The organism is Salinicola endophyticus, from assembly GCF_003206575.1.
Lineage (GTDB): Bacteria > Pseudomonadota > Gammaproteobacteria > Pseudomonadales > Halomonadaceae > Salinicola > Salinicola endophyticus.
Window position 1 is genome coordinate 274,215 of record NZ_PZJO01000004.1, and the last position, 17,803, is coordinate 292,017.

The following is a 17,803-nucleotide window of genomic DNA, read 5'->3' on the forward strand; positions in this document are numbered from 1 at the left end:
GCAACCGAGGAGGATTTCCGCATGTCGACGTCATCCGTGCACGACGATGCCATCATCATCGACGGTCTGATCATTGCCAAATGGGACCGCGCCCTGTTCGAGGACATGCGCAAGGGCGGCCTGACCGCGGCCAACTGCACGGTGTCGGTCTGGGAGGATTTCGAGTCCACCGTCGACAACATCGTCGCCGTCAACCAGCTGATGCGCGACAACGCCGAGCTGGTGCGCCCGGTGCACACCACCCGCGACATCGCCCGGGCCAAGGAGGAGGGCAAGACCGGCATCATCCTCGGTTTCCAGAACGCTTACGCCTTCGAAGACAAGCTGGGCTACATCGAGATCTTCAAGAAGCTCGGCGTGGGCATCACCCAGCTCTGCTACAACACCCAGAACCTGGTCGGTACCGGCTGCTACGAGCGCGACGGTGGCCTCTCCGGCTACGGCCGCGAGGTGATCGCGGAGATGAACCGGGTCGGCATGATGTGCGATCTCTCCCACGTCGGCTCGAAGACCTCGGAGGAGATCATCCTCGAGTCGAGCAAGCCGGTCTGCTACTCCCACTGCCTGCCCAGCGGTCTCAAGGAGCACCCGCGCAACAAGTCCGACGAGGAGCTCAAGTTCATCGCCGACCACGGCGGTTTCGTCGGGGTGACCATGTTCACGCCCTTCCTCAAGGCCGGCGTCAACGCCACCGTCGAGGATTACGTCGAAGCGATCGTCTACATCATGAACATCGTCGGCGAGGATGCCATCGGCATCGGTACCGACTTCACCCAAGGCCAGGACGAAGCCTTCTTCGAGTGGCTGACCCACGACAAGGGCTACGCCCGCCGTCTGACCCGCTTCGGTGAGATCATCAATCCCAAGGGCATCCGCACCATCGGCGAGTTCCCCAACCTGACCCAGGCGCTGCTGGACCACGGCCTGTCCGAGCCGGTGGTGCGCAAGATCATGGGGGAGAACTGGGTGCGGACGTTGCGCGACGTCTGGGGCGAGTGAGCCACCGAGCCTATTACGCTCGCGGGCGCGTTGTTGCGAATTGGGTCGCCATGCTCATGAACAAACACGTTCACTCCGCTGGCTCCCCAATCCGCGCCTACCGCCCGCTTCGCTCATGACGGCTCCGCAAGGCCCGCGGAGTCGGCTGGAGGCCCCAAGCCATCATTCTGCGCTTAGCCTGCGGCTGGAAGCGCCGCTCAAGAACAACTTCAGAGGTAATCGATATGACCCAGATGGCTCCCGAACTGCCGATCAACGTCGATAGCGACACCGGTGTCTGGACCACCGATGCGCTGCCGATGCTCTACGTGCCGCGTCACTTCTTCATCAACAACCATGTCGCCATCGAAGAGGCGCTGGGGGTCGAGGCCTACGCCAAGATTCTCTACGACGCCGGCTACAAGTCCGCCTGGCACTGGTGCGAGAAGGAAGCCGAGCTGCACGGTCTCGAGGGCGTGGCGGTCTTCGAGCACTACATGAAGCGGCTGTCGCAGCGCGGCTGGGGGCTGTTCATCACCGAAGCGATCGATCTCGACGCCGGCACGGCCAGGGTGCGCCTGGAGCACTCCTGCTTCGTCTATCAGCTGGGCAAGACCGGGAAGAAGGAAGAGTACATGTTCACCGGCTGGTTCGCCGGTGCCATGGACCAGATCCTCGAGGCCCGCGGCAGCAGCCTGCGGACCCGTGCCGAGCAGACCCAGAGCGGTGCCGAGGCGGGCTGCGAGGTCGGCTACTTCGACGTCACGCCGCGCTGACGGCGGCACCGATACGCCTCGCGATAGATACCAATAATTCAAGCAATTCCGTGTACTGAAGAACTCGTGGCGGCCGCACCTGACCCAGGGGCAGTGCGAGTTCGAGGAGATGACCGGCCATGGCCCATGAAGCGCTATTCAAGCCGATTCAGATCGGCAAGCTGACGATCCGCAACCGTGTGGTCAGTACCGCCCACGCCGAGGTCTATGCCACCGACGGTGGCATGACCACCGATCGCTACGTCAAGTATTACGAAGAGAAGTCGAAAGGTGGCTGTGGGCTCTGCATCTGCGGCGGCTCCTCGCCGGTCTCCATCGATAGCCCGCAGCAGTGGTGGAGCTCGGTCAACGTCTCCACCGACCGCATCATTCCGCATTTCCAGAATCTCGCCGATGCCGTGCACAAGCATGGCGGCAAGATCATGATCCAGATCACCCACATGGGTCGGCGTTCGCGCTGGGACGGCCACAACTGGTCGACCCTGGTGTCGCCCTCCGGGCTGCGTGAGCCGGTTCACCGCGCCACCTGCAAGACCATCGAGGAGGAGGAGATCTGGCGCATCATCAGTGACTTCGCCCAGGGCGCGCGGCGGGTCAAGGAGGGTGGGCTGGACGGCTGCGAGCTCTCCGCGGTGCACCAGCATTTGATCGATCAGTTCTGGAGCCCGCGGGTCAACAAGCGCACCGACCAGTGGGGCGGCAGCTTCGAGAACCGCATGCGCTTCGGCATGGAAGTGCTCAAGGCGGTGCGTGCCGAAGTCGGCGACGACTTCTGCGTCGGCATGCGTATCTGCGGCGACGAGTTCCATCCCGATGGTCTGTCGCATGACGACATGAAGCAGATCGCCGCCTACTACGATGCCACCGGCATGGTCGACTTCTTCGGCGTGATCGGCTCCGGCTGCGATACCCACGATACCCTGGCCAACGTCATCCCCAACATGTCCTACCCGCCGGAGCCGTTTCTGCATCTGGCTGCGGGCATCAAGGAGGTGGTTTCGGTCCCGGTCATCCACGCCCAGAACATCAAGGACCCGACCCAGGCCGAGCGCATTCTCGAGGGCGGCTACGTCGATCTGGTGGGGATGACCCGGGCTCATATCGCCGACCCCCACATCATCGCCAAGATCAAGGATGGCCAGACCGACCAGATCCGCCAGTGTGTGGGCGCCAACTACTGCATCGACCGCCAGTACCAGGGGCTCGACGTGCTCTGCATCCAGAACGCGGCGACCTCGCGCGAGTACATGGGCCTGCCGCACATCATCGAGAAGAGCAGCGGACCCAAGCGCCGCGTGGTGGTGGTCGGCGGCGGCCCCGGCGGCATGGAGGCAGCGCGGGTCAGCGCCGAGCGCGGCCACGACGTGACCCTGATCGAAGCCGAGCCCCAGCTCGGCGGCCAGATCACCCTCGCCGCACGCGCCCCGCAGCGCGACCAGATCGCCGGTATCACGCGCTGGTACGAGATGGAACTGGCCCGCCTCGGCGTCGATGTCCAGCTCGAGACCCGCGCCGACGATTCGGTGGTGCGCGACCTGCAGCCCGATCTGGTGGTGCTGGCCAACGGCGGCCATCCGTTCCTCGAACAGGTGCCGGAGTGGGGCTACTCGGACAATTCTGACGAGAGTCTGGTGGTCAGCAGCTGGGACATCCTCGGCGGCAAGGTCGAGCCGGGCAAGAACGTGCTGGTCTACGACACCATGTGCGAGTTCAGCGGCATGTCCACCGCCGACTATCTCGCCAGCAAGGGCGCCACGGTGGAGATCGTCACCGATGACACCAAACCCGGCGTGGCGATCGGCGGCACCACTTTCCCGACCTACTACCGCAGCCTCTATCAGCAGTCGGTGGTGATGACCGGCGACCTGGGGCTGCACAAGGTCTATCGCGAAGGTGACAAGCTGGTGGCGCTGTTCGAGAACGAGTACACCGGCGAGCACGAGGAGCGGGTGGTCGACCAGGTGGTGATCGAGAACGGGGTGCGCCCGGACGAGTCGCTCTACTACGCGCTCAAGTCGCGCTCGCGCAACCACGGACAGGTGGATCTGGAGGCGCTCTACGCGATCGCGCCCCAGCCGACCCTGGCCGAGAGCGGTGACTTCGCGCTGTTCCGGATCGGTGACTGTGTGGCGCAGCGGAATACGCATGCGGCGATCTACGATGCCTTGCGGCTGTGCATGCACTTTTAGTGCAAAGCGATTGCGCTCGCTCAGGCATTGTTGAAGCCCGGCTCGCCATGCTCATGGACAAACACGTCCACTCCGCTGGCTCGCCGTCCTTCGCCGCGCCTGAGCGTCGCTCATGACGCTTTCTCTAGCCTGGTGACAGGGCGGTACGCGCTTTTGCGACCGCCTCTCGCCAACCCGATCCGATACGCTTTCTTGGTCGGTGCGATTTCCGGAGAAGTCCGATGCTGCAGACGCTACTCCCCATTCTGATCTTTGCCGCGCTGGCGGTGGGTGCGGCGGGCGCGGTGCGCCGCATCCGGCTGTGGCGCCAGGGGCGGCGCACGCCGATGCGGTGGCATCGGCTCGTGCTGATGCCCAAGCGCTATCTCAATGACCTGCACCATGTGGTCGCCCGCGACAAGGCGATCGCGCATACCCACGTGGCCACCGCCGGGGGCTTCGTCGCCGCCATGGCGCTGGCGTTGGTGGTCCACGGCTTCGGCTGGCACAACCCGATTCTCGGCGGGCTGCTGCTGGCGGCGAGCCTGTGCATGTTCATCGGCGCCCTGGCGGTCAATCGGCGGCGCATCGATCCGCCGGCCAAGCTCTCCAAGGGCCCCTGGCAGCGGCTGTCGAAAAGCCTGCTCGCCTACTCGGTGGGGATGTTCCTGGTCAGCCTGCCGCTGGTGGGCGTGGCGCCGACCCTGCTGGGTGGCGGCGTGCTGGCCCTGATCCTGCTGGCCCTGGTCGCCTGGGGGCTGGCCGAGATGCTGATCGGCATGGGCTGGGGCGGGCCGATGAAGCACGCCTTCGCCGGCTCCTTCCATCTGGCCTTCCACCGCCGCCCCGAGCGGTTCGATGACCAGCACCGCGACGTGGCGCACGATGTCCATCGCGGCAGCCGCTCCACCGCGCTCTTCCCGCTCGATCTCACGGCGAAGACGCTCGGCGTGGAGAAGCCCGCCGATTTCCAATGGGAGCAGCTGCTGGGCTTCGACGCCTGCGTCCAGTGCGGACGCTGCCAGAGCGTCTGCCCGGCCTACGCCGCCGGCCAGCCGCTCAATCCCAAGAAGCTGATCCAGGACATGGTCGTGGGCATGGCCGGCGGCAGCGATGCCCGCTACGCCGGTTCCGGCTATCCCGGCATCGAGGTCGGCAAGCACCATGGCGGCCCCTCTGATGCCATCGTGCCGCAACTGGTGGAGGCGCAGACCCTGTGGGCGTGCACCACCTGCCGCGCCTGTGTCGAGGAGTGCCCGATGATGATCGAGCACGTCGATGCCATCGTCGACATGCGCCGCTTCATCACGCTGGAACGGGGCGAGACCCCGGAGAAGGGCGCCGCGGCGATCGACAACCTGATCGCCACCGACAACCCCGGCGGGCTCGACAACGCCTCGCGTCTGGACTGGGCGGCGGATCTCGATATTCCGCGCATCCAGCAGCGTCCGGAAGGGGTCGACGTCCTGCTGTGGTTGGGTGACGGCGCCTTCGACATGCGCAACCAGCGCACCCTGCGCGCCCTGGTCAAGATCCTGCGCGCTGGTGGTGTGGACTTCGCCGTGCTGGGTGACGAAGAGCGCGACAGCGGCGACGTCGCCCGGCGCCTGGGCGACGAGGCCACCTTCCAGCGCCTCGCCGAGCGCAATATCGCCACCCTGTCGCGCTATCGCTTCCAGCGCATCGTCACCGCCGACCCGCACAGCTTCCACGTGCTGGGGCGCGAGTACGGCGCCTTCGGCGGCGACTACGTGGTCAAGCACCACTCGACCTTCATCGCCGAGCTGTTCGACGCCGGCCGGCTCAGCGTCAAGGCCGCCGAGCCCGGCGAGACGGTGACCTATCACGACCCCTGCTATCTGGGCCGCTACAACGGGGAGTTCGCCGCGCCACGTCAGGTGCTCGCCGCGCTCGGCGTCGAGGTCGCCGAGATGGAGCGCTCCGGCTACCGCTCGCGCTGCTGTGGCGGCGGCGGCGGTGCCGCGCTCTCCGACGTGCCCGGCAAGGCGCGTATTCCCGACATGCGCATGGAGGATGTGCGTGAGACCGGGGCGACCACCGTCGCCGTGGCCTGCCCCCAGTGCACTGCGATGCTCGAGGGCGTGGTCGAGCCGCGGCCCCAGGTCAAGGATCTTGCCGAGCTGGTCGCCGCCGCGCTGGTGGAGCCGTCCGCGGCGCCGACTGCGCGTACCAGTACCGAAGCCCCTGAGGAGGTGCCGGCATGAGTGTCAGACGACTCGACCCGCACGCCGAACGCGCCCGGCGCAATCGGCTGCACCCGCGCCATCATGAGTTCGCACGTCCGGCGTGGCGCTGGACCAGCGGCGACGGGGTGACCCGGATCAATCCCCACGCCCTGGGGGCGATCGGCCCCAACGGCATCAAGCGCATCGACCGCAGCGGGGCCAGCGTCGAGGCTGCGGCGTCGGCTGGCCCCCAGGCCAGCGCCGAGCCGAGCCGGCGTCAGGTCCGCCTCGAGGCGCCGCAGGCGTATGTCGCGGTGGTGCCGGAGCTGCCGGAAGGGCGCCTGAGCGATCACGACCGCGACCTGTTCGGGCTGGCGCGCCAGCTGGCCGAAGCCCGCGGCGGTGCCGAGGCCGGGGTGGCTGTCGTCGCGATCACCTTCCAGACCGAGGTCGCCGGACTCGAGGAGGCCGGCGCCGACCGCCGGGTCGACCTCTCCTCCCGGGTCGAGGCCGACAGCTATGCGCCTGAGGCGCGTCTGGCGGCACTCGCGGCGATGGAAGCCGCGCTCGCCCCGGCGCACTGGATCTTTGCCGACGACTTCCCCGGCGGTGGCGATCTCGGCCGGCGCCTGGCCGCGCGGCTGGCGCTCGCTGGCGATGCCGCGGCGCGGGCGGCGACCCGGGTGTGGCAGTTCGCCGATGGCCAGACCCTCTCCCGGGCCGGTGACCGTCAGGACATCCAGCGCGAGGTGGCGCGTGTGCTGCTGGCGCTGCCGGAGTGCGCCGAGCCGGTCAGCGAGACCCTTCACGCGGCGACGCTGCTGGATCTCGATGCGCTGGATCATGAGCTGTCGGCCAGCGACGAGCGGGCGGCAGGTGTCGCCGATCTCGGCCGGGTCGCGGTGGATCCGCAGCAGATTCCGCTGGCCCAGGCGCCCTTCATTCTCTCCGCCGGCCGCGGCGTCAGCGACTGGGATGGCTACCACCACGCCGCCCGGGTGCTGGGTGCCAGCGAGGGCGCCTCGCGGGTGGCCGTCGATGACGGCTACATGCCGCGCTCGCGCCAGGTCGGGGCCACCGGCACCTTCGTCAGCGCGAGCTGCTATGTCGCGGTGGGCATCTCCGGCGCGGTGCAGCACCTGCAGGGCATCACCAAGTGTCAGCGCGTGGTCGCGATCAACAGCGACCCGAGCTGCGACATGGTCAAGCGCGCCGATTTCGCCATCATCGGCGATGGTGACGCGGTGCTGGCGGCGGTCTGCGCCCAACTGGGCCAACCCCAACCCGAGAGCGGCGACAGCCGGCACGAGGAGGTGCGACATGACGCAGCCTGAGCGCAGTCGCAACGCTGCCGGCGAGGCCAGGGTCGTGGCGCTGGTCTCCAGCGGTCGCCACCCGGTCTCCGGACGCGCCGGACGGGCGCGGGAGGACGCCCGCGCGGTGGAGATGGGGCTGGCGCTGGCGGGGGCTTCGCTGCATCTGGCCCACGCCGGCGATGCCGAGGATGCGGCGCTGCCGGAGTATCTGGGCATGTTCCACGGCCTGGACGGGGCCGGTGGGCCCGGTGAGCTCTCGCTGCTGCCGATGGCCGCCGGCGACGACGCCGTGCCGCTGCTGGCGACCTGGCTCGAGGCCTATGGCGCCAACTTGGTGCTGACCGGGCAGCGCGCCGAGTGCGGTGAGGGCTCGGGCCTGCTGCCCTATCTGCTGGCGGAGCGGCTGGGCTGGGCGGTGGCCACCGGGGTTGCCGCGATCGAGCACTGCGAGGGCGATCGCATCACCGTGCTGCAGGCGCTGCCCCAAGGGCAGCGGCGGCGGCTAGAAGTGCGCCTGCCGTGTCTGCTGTGTGTCGACGGTGTGGCACCGATGCCGCGCCAGAGCGCTTTCGGCCCCTCCCGACGCGGGCGGGTAGAGGCGGTGACGAATGTCACGGCCGAGCCCGATACGCTGCAGGCGGCGTGGCAGTGGCAGCCGGCGCGGGCGCGGCCCAAGCGCCTCAAGGTGGTCAAGTCCACCAACGCCCGCGACCGCTTCAAGGCGGCGGCGGCCAAGTCGGCGGCTTCCGGGGGGCAGGTGCTCACCGATCTCTCGTCGGACGAGGCAGCGCAGAAGCTGATCGACTATCTGCGCGCCGAAAAGGTGCTGCCGGCGGTACAGCCCGGGGAGGAGGGCCAGCCATCCGCCTGAATCCGGCCAGCCGCGGGTGTCGCCAGCGGCGCCTGCCTCAGTAGTCGAGCAGCTTCGGCATTCTCTCCGAGAGCGGCTGTCCGCCGAGCACGATGCGGCTCGGCGCCACCGGCTTGAAGGCGCCGTCGTGGAAGTAGGCGGCGTGGGTCCGGTCGAAGGTCACCAGCGGTTTCAGGTCGGTGCGCTTCGACTCCGGCAGCATCATCAGCGTCAGATTGTCGAGGATCAAATGGCTGCCGTCGTCCTGGCGGTAGCGCAGCACCGCGTGATAGGTCGGGGTGAGGGTGTCGTCGGCGGCGAGGAAATCCAGGCGTGACGTCGGCGTGCCCGCCTGGAGCAGGATCTGATACTTGGCGATGGCGAAGTCCTCGCAGTCGCCGTAGCCGTCGCTCACCAGGCGGTCGAAGCCCTTCCAGGTATCCACCTTCTCGACCTGCTGGCGGGCGGCATTGTTGACCACTCGATTGACGTAGACCAGCCGTTCTCTGCCTTGCAGACGCTTGGCCTTAGTGACGAACTGAGCGCGGGTGAGGGTCACCGCCGAGGCGCTGGGGTCGTCCCAGTAGGTGAAGCTGCCGGCGCTGGCCGCCGGGGCGATCGCGCTGCCCAACAGAAGCAGGAGCAGGGCGGGTAGTCGCCGGTGCAGCGGGGCCTTGGCGGCGGATGAGAGCATGCGGAGATTTCCGTGGCGGACGTCGACTGTCCCGGGAGCGACAGTCAGACGATACGCGTATCGACCCGTCGCGGTCGAGTGCAGTAAATAGTGCAATAAGCCATCAATGGTGCGGTAAATAGCGATCAGCGCGGCGGCGGCGAGCCGCTGGCCTGCTGCCGAAGGATGTCCGAGGTCGGCATGGCCTGAGTCCGATCAGATCCGAGGAGGTGTTGCATGATGATAGTCAATCTCGTCGACGGCGAGGATTTCCGCCAGCGGCTGGTCGCGCTGGGCGTACACGTGCCCGAGGCCGCCTGTCCGGAGACCTGTGCCCGGCTGGCCGCGGGCTGCTACCGGGCCGGACGCGTGCCCGAACTGCCGGCGGCGATCCGCGAGATGACCGAGCAGAGCGACATGCTGCTGCCGTCGGTCAAAGCCGCCATCGATCAGCACCTGCTGCCCGCCTTCGACGGGCACTGAAGAGACGGGCTCTTCTCTCCCCGCGGTGCCCGTGCCGGGCACCGCGGCCGCTCAAATCTTGCGCAAGCCCCACATAAAATACATCCCCCCGATCAGGGCCGCAATCAGCCCCGCCGGCAGCTGGTAGGGGAAGAACAGATTACGCCCCAGCCAGTCCGCCAGCACCATCACCACGATACCCAGCAGCCCGGCCCCGAGCAGCTGATGGCGGGCCCGATGCAGGCCCATCAGGCGCGCCATGTGCGGTGCCAGCAGGCCGATGAAGGAGAGCGGCCCCACCACCAGAGTGGCGGCGACGGTGAGCAGCGCCACCAGTGCCAGCAGCACCAGCCGGCTACGATCCACGTCCACCCCCAGCGCCCTGGCCGTGGGTGCGCCGAGTGGCAGTAGCGTCAGCCAGCGACTCAGCGGCAGGGTGATTGCGAACAGCGTCAGCGCCACCACGGCGATCACGCTCGCCGAGGTGAGACTGGCGTAGTAGGTCGAGCCACCCAGCCACGCCAGCAGCTCCTGGGCCCGCGGGTCGTTGCTCGAGAGCACGATGGCGCGCAGGGCGTCGAGCAGAGCGGTGATCGCGATCCCGGTCAGCAGCAGCCGCTCCGGCACGAAGCCGCTGCGCCGGTTGCACGCCACCAGCAGCAGCAGGGCGGCCACGGCGCCGGCAAAGCCGGTGACCCCACCGCTCAGCGGCGCGATCCCCAGCGGCAGCAGCATCAGCGCGATGACACCGATGGCTACCCCGGCGCTGATCCCCAGCACTTCCGGGCTCGCCATGGGGTTGCCGGTCATGCGCTGCAGCAGGGTGCCGGCGGCGGCCAGCAGCAGCCCGGCGGCGGCGGCGGTGACGACCCGTGGCAGGCGCCAGTCGATCACCAGGTCGAGCTGGTCCCAGCCCATCCAGGCCGGGTGGGCGCCCTGGGCATCGAGGCTGAAGCCGAAGCCCAGCGCCAACACCACGGCGACCACGGCCAGCAGGCCCAGCAGCCATAGCCTGCGGTGCGGGTCGGCGTGCTGCGGCAGGGTCAGTCCGGCGCTCGGCTGGGGGCGTGTGCCGGCCAGCTTGAGCCGGGGCAGCAGCCACAGCAGCAGGGGCGCACCGAGGGCCGCGGTCATCGCCCCGGTGGGCAGCAGCGAGGCGGTCAGCGGCGAGAGCTGCTGCACCACCAGATCGGTCAGCAGCAGCAGCAGGGCGCCGATCGCCATCGACCAGCCCAGCCGCTGGCCCAGAGTGCGGGCCCCGGCCAGGCGCGCGATGGCCGGCGCGGCGAGCCCGACGAAGCCGATCAGGCCTACCGCGCTGACCACGCAGGCGGTGATGAAGATGCCCAGCCCGAGTCCGGCGATGCGCAGGTTGCGCAGCGAGATCCCCAGGCTCTTGGCACCCTCCTCCTCGAGATCGAGCAGCGCCAGCGGACGCAGCAGGATGAACGCCAGCCCCAGCGCGATCAGCAGGCGCGCGAGCAGGAAGCGGGTGTCCTCCCAGTTGTTCTGGGACAGCGATCCCGAACCCCAGATGAACAGCCCGGCGAGGCTCTCCTGATGGAACAGCAGCAGCGCGCTGTTGAGGGCGCTGATGTAGAGGCTCACCACCATGCCGGAGAGCACTACCACCATCGGTGCCAACCGTCGGCGCCAGGAGAGCGACAGCACCACCAGAGTGGCCAGCAGACCGCCGCCCAGGGCGATCCACTCGCGTCCCGCCAGCAGCCAGCTCGGCCCCCACAGGGTGGCGATCACCAGCGCCAGTTGGGCGCCGCTGGCCACCCCCAGGGTGGCCGGCGAGGCGAGCGGGTTGCGCAGCACCTGCTGCATCAGGCAGCCGGCCAGCGCCAGTGCGGCACCGCTCAGCAGCGCCACGCACAGGCGTGGCAGGAAGGTGTAGTGGAGCACCACCTGGCGGATATCTACATCATCCGGGGCGACCGCCGCCTGCCACCAGTGGCCGGCGAGATCGCCGAACTGTGACGCCAGGGTGAGATAGCCAAGCACCGCGGCGAGCGCGGCCATGGCCGCGACCAGCCCCAGGGGCGAGCGACGCAGCAGGGCGCGGTGCGGGGGCGGGCGCTGAAGGGAGGGTTTGCTCATGGTTGCTCCGGCGCCGCGGGGTGCAGTGCCGCCACCAGTTCGTGGGTCAGGCGCGATAGCGACGACAGGCCGCCGAAGGTCCACACCGGCTCGATCTCGCTGACGCGGCCGGCACGCACCGCGGGCAGCAGTTGCCAGACCCGGTTGTCGGCGAGTTCGGCCGCGACGTTGCGCGGGTAGGGCTTGATCACCACGATGCGCGCCTCGGGGTGCTCGGCCAGGCGGGTGATCGGCACGCTGGCGAAGCCCCAGCCATTGGTCGGCCCCTGCCAGGCATTGATGAGCGGGGTGCGCTCGAACAGGGTGCCGACCATGCCGCCGGCGCCGAAGACGCGCACGTGCTGGGCATCGCTGAACTGCACCACGTAGACCGGCCGGGGGCTATCGGCGAGCGCGTTGGCCGCCGCCGCGAGCTGCGCTTCGGTGCGTGTGATCAACGCCTCGGCCGCCGCCTCCCGGCCCACCAGCTGGCCGATGTGGCGGGTCATGGCGCAGGTGCCGGCGAAGTAATCCTTGCCGGTATAGAAGTTGTCCACGATCTCCACCGGCATCAGCCGCGCAAGACGTGCGCTGTCGCGCACGAACAGGGCACTGGTCAGCAGCAGATCCGGCGGGCGCTGGGCCAGGAGTTCGAGATTGGGCTGATTGCGCAGGCCCATGTCGATCGTCTCTGTCGGTATCGCCGGAACTCTGACCCACTTGCGATAGTTGGCGATGTCCGCCACCGCATAGGGGACGATGCCGAGTGCGATCAGCGTCTCGGCGGAGGACCAGTTGGCGGCGGCGATCCGCGGCGCGGCGGCGGCCTGGGTGGATGCCGTCAGCAGCAGCCACACGCCCACCAGCAGCGCGATTCGGGTGACGACGGCTGGGCGTGAAGGGCGAGCTCGCGGCAACGTGACGGTTCCTGACAGCGGGGGTCGAGCGTGGGATGCCCGGCCTCGCGTGGTGGCATGGGCGGTTGACGGGCCGCCTGCCGGGGCTGGCGACCGCGAGTGATGGTAGATCGAATGACAATCGTTATCAATCGCCTTGCTGATAGCGCCAGTAAGTACTTATAAGAAGTATTCGCATTTTCATCCCTGGGAAAGCTGGCTAGAATGGGCCCGACGTGGTGCATACGTTCGATTCGGGCGCTCTGTGAGCGGCTCGTGCCAGGCGCCACATCCTTAAAACAATGGGTCTAGATCATGTCATCAGGGAACTCTTCTTCGGCGAGCCGGCTTCAGGCTCGTCTTGTGCTGACGATCGTTGCCATGGGGAGCACACCCTTGGCCGCGCCGGCCTGGGCGCAGAGCTCCGCCGGTGCAAACCAGTCCCTCGACACCGTGACCGTCACCAGTACGGTACCGACCTATGGCGACACGCCGCCGCCGGCTTTTGCCGGTGGCCAGATCGCCGCCGGCGGGCGTGTCGGCCTGCTGGGTGAAAAGGATGCCATGGACATCCCGTTCAGCGTCACCAGTTACACCAGCAAATTGATCGAGAATCAGCAGTCTCAGACCCTGGGCGATACGCTGCAAAACGACGCTTCTGTCAGCGTGGGGCAGGGTTATGGCATCTACGGTGAAGCGTTCAAGATTCGCGGCTTCAACCTGACCGGCGACGATGTGGCTTACGGTGGCCTCTACGGCGTGCTACCCCGCCAGCTCATCAACAGCGATATTGCCGAACGCATCGAGGTGTTCAAGGGAGCCAGTGCTTTCACCTCCGGTATTCCCATCGGTGGCAATGGCGGTATCGGTGGCACCGTCAACATCGAACCCAAGCACGCCGGTAATGAGCCGATGCTCAAGCTCTCCAGCGGCTATCGTTCCGACAGCTATGGAGAGGTGGGTGTCGATGCGAGCCGGCGCTTCGGTGACCAGAAACAGTGGGGCGCGCGGGTCAGTGCTGTCCGAGGTCGTGGCGATACCGCCATCGATGACGAGAGCCAGCGCGATACCTCGGTCGTCGTCGGCCTCGACTATCGTGGCGAGCGTGGACGCGTGCTGTTCGATGTCGGTCACCAGAAATCGACGCTGGAGGGAGCCCGGTCCAGCCTCTACACCGGGGCGGCGACAAAAGTGCCCTCGGTCCCGGATGCCTCCTCGAACTACACGCCTGCCTTCGGTGGCTCCGCGCTCGAGACCCATTTCGGCATGGTGCGGGGTGAGTATGATCTGAACGACGACTGGACCGCTTTTGCGGCGCTCGGCGGCAACCGCACGATCGAACATATCGTCTCGGCGAATCCGAGCCTGACCGATGACAACGGCAACGCCAGCGTCAACGATTTCGAGACCGCTAATCATATCGACAACTTCGCCAGTCAGGCGGGGATCCGTGGCTATGTGGTCACCGGGCCGGTGAGCCACGACGTGACGCTCGCCTACTCCAGTGCCTACCGCAAGTTCGATACCGACTGGAGTTCACTGGCGGCGGGCACGACCAATATCTACGACCCCCGGGATCTGTCACGGCCAGCAGGCGACCCTTCTTTTGTGGGTGGCAGCGTGACGCGCACCCGCTCTCAAGGTGTCACCCTGAGCGACACGCTGGGCTTCCTGAATGATCGCGTCTTGCTGACCCTGGGCGCCCGCTATCAGGAGCTGGAAGTCGACGAGCGCCCCAACGCGGGTGGCAATGATCGTTATGCCGACCGCCGAGTGACGCCCGCGGTGGGTGTCGTCTTCAAGGCGACGTCCAACGTGTCGCTCTACGCCAACTATGTCGAAGCGCTGCAGAATGGTGGCACCGTCAACGATACCAGCGCCTCGAACTATGGCCAGTACCTGGGTATCGCCCACGCCAAGCAGTATGAAGTGGGCAGCAAGTTCGATTATGGCAACATCGGCGGCGGTATCAGCCTGTTTCAGATCAAGCTACCGACGGCAGCCGTCGTCGATGGTGTTGGGGGGCTGGATAACGAGCAGCGCAACCGCGGTGTCGAGCTCAGCCTCTACGGTGAACCCCTGGAGGGCCTGCGTCTGTTCAGCAGCGCGACCTGGATCGATGCCGAGCTGACCAAGACCCAGGACGGCACCGAAGGCAACCATGCGACCGGCGTGCCCGAGTACCGTGTCGTCCTGGGCAGCGAATGGGATATCCCGCATGTCGATCGTCTCACCGCGACCGGGCGTGTCATTCATACCGGGACGCAGTATGCCGATGCCGGGAACGATCTCGAACTGGACCCGTGGACGCGGCTCGACCTGGGCGTGCGCTATACCACGCCGATCGGTGGTGCGAACTGGGTATGGCGTGCCGGTGTCGACAACGTCACCGACGAGGATTACTGGGCTGGTGCCTCCACGGCCTTTGCCGGTTACCTGATCCAGGGCGAACCGCGGACGTTGAAGCTGTCGGCAACGGTGGAGTTCTAGGCTCTGTACGAAAACCGCCTAGGCTCGGCGATGGTTCTTGCCAACCCGAGCTCGTGGATGTCATGACCATCAGCAAAAAAGGCGCCTCCCGAGGGAGGCGCCTTTTTCATGGGTCTGGCTTCATGAGTCTGGCGTCAGTGAATCACGCACTGAGCGCCACGGAGTTACTGAGATGCCACCTGCAGCGGGGCCGAGGCTTCCACGCCCAGGTTCTCTCGCATGGTTTCGCTGTACCAGTTGACGAAGTCGATGACGCCGAACTCGTAGGTCTGCGAGTAGGGGCCGGGCTGATAGGCCAGCGAGTTGATGCCGAGCTGGTTCTCTTCCGCCAGGCGGCGATCCTGATCGTTGGTGGCATCCCACACCTGGCGCAGGCGCGCCGGGTCGTAGTCGACGCCTTCCACGGCGTCCTTGTGCACCAGCCACTTGGTGGTGACCAGGGTCTCCTGCGGGCCCAGCGGCAGGACACGGAAGACCACCGCGTGGTCGCCCATGAAGTGGTTCCACGAGTTGGGCAGGTGCAGGATGCGCAGCGAGCCCATGTCGGGGTTGGGGATGTTCCCCATCAGCTTGTTGCAGCCGGGCTTGCCATCCATGGTCATCGAGACGATACCGTCGAGCAGCGGCGTGCGCGTCAGGCGGTTGCGCTTGCCGAAGCGCGCCAGCTGCCAGGGCACCTCGCAGGCGGTCCAGTCGGCCTGCTTGCGCGCGACCAGATCGCGGTACTCGCCGGTGGAGCGCGGGTCGTCGGTGTCATCGAACTCGATCAGCGAGTTGAGCAGCTCCGGGTGCGCACCGCTGCAGTGGTAGCACTCGCGATTGTTCTCGATCACCAGCTTCCAGTTGCAGCGCTCGACGATGTTGGACTCCACCGCGACCTTGACGTTGTCCATCTCGTAGGGCGAGAGGTAGTGCTCGAGCGAGACCAGGAAGTCGTCGATCGGCTCGGGGTTCTCGCTCAGGTTGATGAACACGAATCCGCCGGCGCTCTTCACCGCCACCGGCTTGAGGCCGAAGGCGCTCATGTCGAAGTCGTCGCCCATGTCGCTGCCGGCGAACAGCAGGCGGCCGTCGAGTTCGTAGGTCCACTGGTGGTAGGGGCAGACCAGCTTGGCCACCTTGCCCTTGTCCTTGAGACACAGGCGCGAGCCGCGGTGGCGACAGACATTGTGGAAGGCGTGAATCTTGTTCTCGGCACCGCGCAGCACGATGATCGAGTTGCTGCCCACTTCGAGCTTGAAGTAGTTGCCCTTGGCGGGAATCTCGCAGCTCATGCCGGCGAACAGCCACTGCTTCTCGAAGATCTCTTCCATATCGACCTGGAACAGCCGCGGGTCGTTGTAGAAGGGTTGGGGCAGTGAATAGGTCGGGTTACGCTGTTCCAGCATATCCGCCACGGCCTTGCGGGTCGCGCTGAGAGCGTCATCCAGGCTGTCGCGTGGAAGTGGTGACATGGTCGCATCCTCATCAAACAATATATTGTGGGTCTTTCCCGAGCCCATCGGCGGGATCGACCTGGGTGTGGCGGCGCGCGGCTAGGCAGTAGCGATTCGATCCGTTCGGCGGAGTGTCGCTCAGGCGATAGCTTGGAAGTTGTCCAGCCGCGACATTCGTCGATACCAGGGCGACCGCCGGCGTTTTCCCTCGGGCTCGGCGGAGCGGCCAAATCGACGAAAGAGTGCTCAGGGTGGGGGTGGCTGGCATGCCCATGTCGTTGACGGGAAAGTCGTACCTGGCCGGCGTGCTCAGAATCCGGCCATGAGGTAACCCACCGGAAGTGGGCGCTGTGGCCGCTTCCCCTGATCGAGTGCCATGACGATGCAATTTTTCAATCCGGTCACAACTCAGACCTGGACCAACGGCCGCCACCAGGTGCGCTGCGTCAAAGTCATCCAAGAGACTTGGAACGTCAAGACTTTCTGTTTCATGGCCGATCAGCCGGTAATGTTCTTCTTCAAGCCGGGGCAGTTCGTCACCCTGGAGCTGGAAATCGCGGGCAAGCCGGTGATGCGTTCCTACACCATCTCGAGTTCGCCCTCGATCCCCTACAGCTTCTCGATCACGGTCAAGCGCTTGCCGGGCGGGCAGGTCTCCAACTGGCTGCACGACAACCTCAGCGCCGGCGACGAGATGGTCGTGCACGGTCCGGTGGGCGACTTCAACGTCATCGATCACCCGGCGGAGAAGGTGCTGCTGCTCTCCGGCGGGGTCGGCATCACCCCGCTGATGTCGATGACGCGCTGGTTCTTCGACACCAATGCCGCGGTGGATCTGGAGTTCGTGCACTGCTCGCAGGCGCCCAACGACATCATCTACCACCGTGAGCTGGTGCACATGTTCTCGCGGCTGCCGGAGTTCCGCCTGCACATCGTGTGCGAGCGCAGCGACGAGCTGAGCCAGGCCTGGGCCGGTTTCCGTGGCTATCTGTCGCGCCAGATGCTGAGCCTGATGGCGCCGGACTATCTCGAACGCGAAATCTTCTGCTGCGGCCCGGCGCCGTTCATGCAGGCGGTGCGTCAGGTGCTGCTGGAAGATGGCTTCGACATGGCCCACTACCACCAGGAGTCCTTCGGCGCCACGCCGCTGGGTGTCCAGGAGGATGTCATCGAGCTGGCCGAGCAGGCCGAGGCGGCGGCGGAAGAGGTCGATGTCGCCGATCTGACCCCGGTGGAGTTCGCCAGCAGCGGCAAGAGCATTCGCATCAGCGACAACGAGACCATCCACGCCGCCGCTGCCAAGCTGGGGCTGCACATTCCCAAGGCGTGCGGTATGGGCATCTGCGGCACCTGCCGGGTGATGAAGCTCGAAGGCGAGGTGGAGATGGAGCACAACGGCGGGATCACCGAGGAGGACGAAGCCGAAGGTTACATTCTCTCCTGCTGCTCCAAGCCCAAGGGCAAGGTGGTGATCGACTACTGAGTGC

The 17,803-nt window shown here is 66.7% G+C and carries 13 protein-coding genes; 9 read left to right on the plus strand and 4 right to left on the minus strand.

Features of this window, described 5'->3' with window-relative positions; all coding sequences use genetic code 11:
• Positions 1–21 precede the first annotated feature (21 nt).
• The 6 genes from DOM66_RS10605 (at position 22) to DOM66_RS10630 (ending at position 8,295) form a co-directional block, all read left to right on the plus strand.
• Complete coding sequence (locus DOM66_RS10605) at positions 22–999, plus strand: dipeptidase (RefSeq protein WP_110675421.1); 978 nt, start codon at positions 22–24, stop codon at positions 997–999.
• A 224-nt stretch (positions 1,000–1,223) separates the two neighbouring features.
• Positions 1,224–1,754, plus strand: a complete 531-nt coding sequence (locus DOM66_RS10610) for a DUF5943 domain-containing protein (protein ID WP_110675422.1) — start codon at positions 1,224–1,226, stop codon at positions 1,752–1,754.
• Between the two features lie 119 nt (positions 1,755–1,873).
• Positions 1,874–3,943 carry a dimethylglycine demethylation protein DgcA gene (gene dgcA, locus DOM66_RS10615; RefSeq protein ID WP_110675423.1) on the plus strand — a complete coding sequence of 690 codons (2,070 nt, stop codon included), beginning with the start codon at positions 1,874–1,876 and terminating at the stop codon, positions 3,941–3,943.
• 221 nt (positions 3,944–4,164) lie between these two features.
• Positions 4,165–6,147: a (Fe-S)-binding protein gene (locus DOM66_RS10620; protein ID WP_110690104.1), complete on the plus strand. Its 1,983-nt coding sequence runs from the start codon at positions 4,165–4,167 to the stop codon at positions 6,145–6,147.
• Entirely contained in the window at positions 6,144–7,442 is a 1,299-nt protein-coding gene (locus DOM66_RS10625) for an FAD-binding protein (protein ID WP_110690105.1), read from the plus strand. Before DOM66_RS10620 ends, DOM66_RS10625 begins: the two co-directional genes overlap by 4 nt.
• Complete coding sequence (locus DOM66_RS10630; RefSeq protein WP_110675426.1) at positions 7,429–8,295, plus strand: adenine nucleotide alpha hydrolase family protein; 867 nt, start codon at positions 7,429–7,431, stop codon at positions 8,293–8,295. Before DOM66_RS10625 ends, DOM66_RS10630 begins: the two co-directional genes overlap by 14 nt.
• Before the next feature lie 37 nt (positions 8,296–8,332).
• Here the strand turns inward: DOM66_RS10630 and DOM66_RS10635 are convergent, their stop codons facing one another.
• A complete protein-coding gene (locus tag DOM66_RS10635; RefSeq protein ID WP_110690106.1) occupies positions 8,333–8,968 on the minus strand; it encodes a transglutaminase-like cysteine peptidase in 636 nt (211 codons plus the stop codon).
• Between the two features lie 216 nt (positions 8,969–9,184).
• Here DOM66_RS10635 and DOM66_RS10640 point away from each other — a divergent pair, with 216 nt between their 5' ends.
• Positions 9,185–9,430, plus strand: coding sequence for a hypothetical protein (locus tag DOM66_RS10640; protein WP_110675428.1), 246 nt, complete (start codon positions 9,185–9,187; stop codon positions 9,428–9,430).
• Between the two features lie 51 nt (positions 9,431–9,481).
• Here the strand turns inward: DOM66_RS10640 and fhuB are convergent, their stop codons facing one another.
• The gene (gene fhuB, locus DOM66_RS10645) at positions 9,482–11,515 is read right to left on the minus strand and encodes a Fe(3+)-hydroxamate ABC transporter permease FhuB (RefSeq protein WP_245392412.1); all 2,034 of its coding nucleotides are present in this window, start codon (positions 11,513–11,515) and stop codon (positions 9,482–9,484) included.
• The gene (locus tag DOM66_RS10650) at positions 11,512–12,411 is read right to left on the minus strand and encodes an ABC transporter substrate-binding protein (RefSeq protein ID WP_157959034.1); all 900 of its coding nucleotides are present in this window, start codon (positions 12,409–12,411) and stop codon (positions 11,512–11,514) included. The genes fhuB and DOM66_RS10650 overlap by 4 nt, the downstream gene beginning before the upstream one ends.
• Before the next feature lie 360 nt (positions 12,412–12,771).
• On the opposite strand from DOM66_RS10650, the gene DOM66_RS10655 reads away from it, so the two are divergent.
• Positions 12,772–14,880 carry a TonB-dependent receptor gene (locus DOM66_RS10655; RefSeq protein ID WP_157959035.1) on the plus strand — a complete coding sequence of 703 codons (2,109 nt, stop codon included), beginning with the start codon at positions 12,772–12,774 and terminating at the stop codon, positions 14,878–14,880.
• A 164-nt stretch (positions 14,881–15,044) separates the two neighbouring features.
• Here the strand turns inward: DOM66_RS10655 and DOM66_RS10660 are convergent, their stop codons facing one another.
• The gene (locus DOM66_RS10660) at positions 15,045–16,334 is read right to left on the minus strand and encodes an aromatic ring-hydroxylating oxygenase subunit alpha (RefSeq protein ID WP_110675431.1); all 1,290 of its coding nucleotides are present in this window, start codon (positions 16,332–16,334) and stop codon (positions 15,045–15,047) included.
• A 358-nt stretch (positions 16,335–16,692) separates the two neighbouring features.
• Here DOM66_RS10660 and DOM66_RS10665 point away from each other — a divergent pair, with 358 nt between their 5' ends.
• Entirely contained in the window at positions 16,693–17,799 is a 1,107-nt protein-coding gene (locus DOM66_RS10665) for a hybrid-cluster NAD(P)-dependent oxidoreductase (protein ID WP_110675432.1), read from the plus strand.
• Positions 17,800–17,803 lie beyond the last annotated feature (4 nt).

Excerpts from the sequence above, each read along its gene's own strand:
- DOM66_RS10605 (WP_110675421.1), top strand. The coding sequence starts at position 22 with ATGTCGACGTCATCCGTGCACGACGATGCCATCATCATCGACGGTCTG.
- DOM66_RS10610 (WP_110675422.1), top strand. The coding sequence starts at position 1,224 with ATGACCCAGATGGCTCCCGAACTGCCGATCAACGTCGATAGCGACACC.
- dgcA (WP_110675423.1), top strand. The coding sequence starts at position 1,874 with ATGGCCCATGAAGCGCTATTCAAGCCGATTCAGATCGGCAAGCTGACG.
- DOM66_RS10620 (WP_110690104.1), top strand. The coding sequence starts at position 4,165 with ATGCTGCAGACGCTACTCCCCATTCTGATCTTTGCCGCGCTGGCGGTG.
- DOM66_RS10625 (WP_110690105.1), top strand. The coding sequence starts at position 6,144 with ATGAGTGTCAGACGACTCGACCCGCACGCCGAACGCGCCCGGCGCAAT.
- DOM66_RS10630 (WP_110675426.1), top strand. The coding sequence starts at position 7,429 with ATGACGCAGCCTGAGCGCAGTCGCAACGCTGCCGGCGAGGCCAGGGTC.
- DOM66_RS10635 (WP_110690106.1), bottom strand. The coding sequence starts at position 8,968 with ATGCTCTCATCCGCCGCCAAGGCCCCGCTGCACCGGCGACTACCCGCC.
- DOM66_RS10640 (WP_110675428.1), top strand. The coding sequence starts at position 9,185 with ATGATGATAGTCAATCTCGTCGACGGCGAGGATTTCCGCCAGCGGCTG.
- fhuB (WP_245392412.1), bottom strand. The coding sequence starts at position 11,515 with ATGAGCAAACCCTCCCTTCAGCGCCCGCCCCCGCACCGCGCCCTGCTG.
- DOM66_RS10655 (WP_157959035.1), top strand. The coding sequence starts at position 12,772 with ATGGGGAGCACACCCTTGGCCGCGCCGGCCTGGGCGCAGAGCTCCGCC.
- DOM66_RS10660 (WP_110675431.1), bottom strand. The coding sequence starts at position 16,334 with ATGTCACCACTTCCACGCGACAGCCTGGATGACGCTCTCAGCGCGACC.
- DOM66_RS10665 (WP_110675432.1), top strand. The coding sequence starts at position 16,693 with ATGACGATGCAATTTTTCAATCCGGTCACAACTCAGACCTGGACCAAC.